Genomic DNA, 4,501 nt, shown 5'->3' on the forward strand with positions numbered 1-4,501 from the left:
GGGCAATATGGGAACCTGTCTTTGCAAGGATTTTCAACTCTTCATCATTGAAGTGGATTCCATGTGCATAAAAGACATCATCCCCGATAAGATTACACTCCTGCATCAGAGCAACAGGACGCATCCCGTACATCTCCTGGCAGAAATCAGCTTCGTCATAGGTCTCACAGAGATGGGTATGCAAACGCACCCCATACTTCCTTGCAAGTTCAGCGGTCTTTGTCATCAAATCCTTGGTGACACTGAAGGGACTACAGGGAGCGAGGGCTATCTTATGCATGGCATCCGGGGCACTGTCATGGTAGGTCTTGATGCACCGCTCACTGTCAGTAAGAATCTCATCCTCAGTCTGTACGACGCTGTCGGGGGGAAGTCCTCCGTCCTTCTTGCTCAAACTCATCGAGCCTCTCGTGGGACTGAAGCGCATCCCCAAGGTGTCTGCAGCCTCAAATTGAAGGCCCATCAGATCTCCCTTGAATGAGCGTGGATAGAGGTAGTGGTGGTCAGTGGTAAGGGTACAACCAGTCTTCATCAACTCAGCCATTGCAAGCATTGATGAATAGTAGACTGCTTCCTCATCCACATATTTCCACACCTCATAGAGGAATTTCAACCAATCGAAGAGCTTTGCATTCTGCACAGCAGGATGATTTCTGGTTAATGTCTGGTAGAAGTGATGGTGCGTGTTTACCAAACCAGGTATGACTACATGGTTTGAGCAGTCGATGATACGACCCTTTGCTGGAGCAGCCAATCCACCCCCAGGGGCAATCTTGGCGACCTTGTTGTTTTCAATCAATAAATCGGCGCCCCAATATTTCTTTCCATCAAATGTGGGTTGTAGACAGTAGATGTTCTTCAAGAGAAGCGAGGAACTCATGCCTGTATATCTCCTTCTTCCTGCAAGGACACGACAAATGGACGTCGTTGCTACACTTGCAATACTTTATAAGGACGGCATGCGGGTAGTTCCGCAAGGAAGGAGTGGAGAAGGAAGGGGGCAACTCCACAACCTTGGTTCTTTCTATATACCCTGCAGGCAGAGCCCCTTTTGCACCTGCCGGGCCAGTTTCTGTGCTTCACCATTATCTTATGAGATAAACAATGAAGCACCATAAGCTCCAAACAGCCACAAGGCGTCAATCCCTGTGGCTGTAGTATACCATATGTAGCGAGTACTATTCTACGTACTACTTCTCCAAGGAATAGGGAAGCATTGCATAGAATGCAGCACAGATCTCAAGGTCATCCACACGGTTGATCTCGTTCGGTGCATGAGCCTGTGACTCATCACCAGGGCCGAAACCAATAGCAGGAATCTTATGACGACCAGTGGTAGCAACCAAGTTGGTGGAGAAGGTCCACTTGTCAACTACGGGCTTCTTTCCAAAGAGAGCCTCATGGCCGGCAACACCAGCTTCTACCAGTGGGTGATCTGCGTCGATCTTCCAGGTGGGGAAGTACAGTTCTTGTGAGTACTCTTTCTTGGTCCAACCAATCTTCTCATAGTTGGGCATCTCGACAACGATTGACTCTGGATCATCACCGGTTGCCTTGCTGATGTACTCACGAACCTGGGAGATTGCAAGATCTGCATCCTCACCCCAGGTAAGACGGCGGTCGAGATAGAGCATTGCATAGTCTGCAACTGCGCACTGGCTCGGTCCCTTTACATCCATCTGGCTGACGGTGATGGTACCTTTTCCAAGGAAGTTTTCTGCATCCGGCTTAAGGTCCTTGTTCAACTGCTCGATGGCAAGAGCTGCCTTTGCAGCCTTGTAAGCAGCATTTACGCCACGCTCTGGAGCACTACCATGACAGGAAATACCCCTAAGGATTACCCTGATCTCCATTCTTCCGCGGTGACCACGATAGAGGCGGCAGGTTGTAGGCTCAGTGGAAACAACGAGGTCGGGTCTGAAGTTCTCTTCCTCGATGAGGTACTTCCAGCACATACCATCACAATCTTCTTCCATGACGGTGAAGGTGAAATAAGCGGTATATTCACCACTGTAGCCGAGCTCCTTCAGGATCCTGCCGGCAGTGATCATGGAAGCTGCACCACCCTTCTGGTCACTGGAACCGCGTCCCCAGACCTTTCCGTCCTTGATCTCACCACTGAAGGGATCGAAATCCCAGTTCTTCAGGTTTCCAACTTCAACAGTATCGATATGGGCATCGAAAGCAATTTTCTTGGGACCATTGCCGACGCGGCCGATTACCGAGCCCAATCCATCGATATACACTTCATCAAAGCCAGCTTCTTCACAAAGGGTTACGATGAGACGACATACGTCCTCTTCCTGGGAGCTATAGCTCTTGGTCTGAACCATCTTTGAGAGATTCAATGCCGTGTAGTCACGATACTCGGCAGCCTTTGCCCTAATTTGTTCTTGAATTGTCATGTTACATTACCTCTTTCGTTCTTTATTTCTTCTTCGTCGTAATCGAACCGGTTACGGAGCGATTGTATTCACTGTATCCCAAACGCGCTTAGCTACTTTTGCTGCCTCGTCATAGATCTTCTGTACATCAAGACCTGGGAACTGATGGTTTTCCATCACCAGCTTTCCATTAATGATGACACTTTCCACACAGTTGCTGCTCATACCCCATACAAAATGGGTTGCAGCATTGTCTGCTACCAGCGGGGTTGGTGCATGGTAATCACAGATGGTCAGATCAGCCTTATAACCAGCAGCAACCTTACCGTACTTCCCGTCAAAATACTTCTCAACCAGCTGGTTTCCACGACCCATGGCAGTCACAAAATCTGCGGGCCACCAGGAACCACCCTGATCCTTGTGCTTGAAGAATGCAATCTTGAGCTCTTCAAACATATTTCCACCACAGCCATCGGTTCCGATGACTAAATTATCGACTTTCTGGATCTGCTTGAAGTAACCAACATTGTTGTTCATGTTGCTGCGTCCATTGTGTGCAAGGAACGTACCATGAGCGTTGATCTTTTCCACCTCAGCCTCACTGAGCCAAAGCCCATGAACCAAGAGGGAGTTATCAGTCAAGAGTCCAAATTTTTCCAATCGGTCAACGATATCCAGGTGGTACTTATGGTGGCTATGCACCACATCGTACTTGTCCTCTGCAACATGGAGATGAAGGCCGGCACCGGTCTCTGCCATTGCCTCTCCCATAAGCTTCAATCCAGCATCAGGGATGGTGAACGGGGCATGTCCCCCAATCATTCCACGAACCAGTGAACTGCTCTTTGCGGCCATGGCAAAACGAAGGTTTTCCTCGACGCCTGCTTCCACCTCTTTCATTCCACCGTTTCTATCGGTGACTTCGTAACAGGTAGCTCCACGCACCCCAACTTCTTCCATTCCCTTGGCAATGGTGTCCAAGGATCCTGCAATATAAGAGGGGCTTGCATGGTGATCGATACAGGTGGTGGTACCACTTGCAATGGCATCGATCGAGCTGATCAGGGAGCTGTAGTAACAAGCTTCCTCATCAAGTGCACGGTCTATACGCCACCACCACTCCTTCAGAATCTGAATGAAGTCGGTCTGTGGGCCTGCAGAGGCAAGCATGCCTCTGGAGAGCCCTGAATAGTAGTGATGATGGGAACAGACATTCCCGGGAATGACCGTCTTGCCTCTTCCATCAATAACCTTGTCTGCATGTATAGTCTCTGCTGCACCCTTGCCTACCTTGTTGATGACATCATCGACGATGACGATATCCACACCTTCCTGCACCTCAAAGGGTGGCTGGGTCTGCATAATCCGGGTTTGTTTAATTACCGTTGTAGCCACATGTTCCTCCTTACGCTTCCACATATCCAAGAAGGTAGCTGTATGAGGTAAATACCTCTTCAATCAAGGCGGCAACCTCATCGGTAATGCCTTCCTCTTCTCCTACCAAGATACCGTCTGCGTCCATTTCGCACTCGTAGATTTTACCATCGAGGCGAACCAGGATATCCTCACCTTCAGCGAAGAAACCACTGTTCTCTGAATTTTCAAAATCATCCTTTCGGCTGAAGAGCGTGAACTTCTTGCGATAGGGACCGCCATCATAGGGACAGAACGTTTCACAGTTGCCGCACTCGTTGCAGTATGCATCGAGGTGAAGAATCTGGAATGGGTCTGCAAACAGTCCAAGGTTCCTTACATCAATTGCAACATTTGCACGGTTCGGACATACATCCACACACTTATTACAGAGGTAAGAGCATTCCATACAGCGGGCAGCCTCAGTTGCGGCAAATTCCTTATCACCGAACTCCTTCGAAGAAAGAATTTTGCTCTTCTTGTCAGTTACATCTGCAAAGAACTCATTCTCATCATTTTCGAGCTGCACCCTCTCTTCGTCGCTCATCTCTTCTTCTTCAAATGCATCATCATCGTCATCGTGGTCATGGTCACAATGCTCATCGTGCACATGCTCGCTCTCTTCCTCTTCAGGACCAAGCACCTTGTCGATGGCAGCTTCAACTGCCGCTCTAGCACTAGCAATACACCTTACAACGGTAGAA

The 4,501-nt window shown here is 49.0% G+C and carries 3 protein-coding genes and 1 pseudogene; all 4 read right to left on the bottom strand.

Going from position 1 to position 4,501, the window contains the following annotated elements:
- Positions 1–880, bottom strand: an 880-nt coding sequence (locus JF818_RS00685) for an amidohydrolase family protein (protein WP_198890078.1), incomplete at its 3' end; no start/stop codon positions are given.
- A gap of 310 nt (positions 881–1,190) precedes the next feature.
- Positions 1,191–2,405: a YgeY family selenium metabolism-linked hydrolase gene (locus JF818_RS00690; protein ID WP_198890079.1), complete on the bottom strand. Its 1,215-nt coding sequence runs from the start codon at positions 2,403–2,405 to the stop codon at positions 1,191–1,193.
- Between the two features lie 51 nt (positions 2,406–2,456).
- Positions 2,457–3,779: a putative aminohydrolase SsnA gene (ssnA, locus tag JF818_RS00695; RefSeq protein ID WP_198890080.1), complete on the bottom strand. Its 1,323-nt coding sequence runs from the start codon at positions 3,777–3,779 to the stop codon at positions 2,457–2,459.
- Positions 3,780–3,789: 10 nt separating this feature from the next.
- Positions 3,790–4,501: pseudogene (locus JF818_RS00700) on the bottom strand (putative selenate reductase subunit YgfK); the annotation flags it as partial.

Origin of the sequence: Sphaerochaeta sp. S2, assembly GCF_016406725.1 — a bacterium.
Taxonomy (GTDB): Bacteria; Spirochaetota; Spirochaetia; order Sphaerochaetales; family Sphaerochaetaceae; genus Sphaerochaeta.

Bases quoted from the DNA above. Each gene is read 5' to 3' on its own strand.
- JF818_RS00690 (WP_198890079.1), bottom strand. From the start codon at position 2,405: ATGACAATTCAAGAACAAATTAGGGCAAAGGCTGCCGAGTATCGTGAC.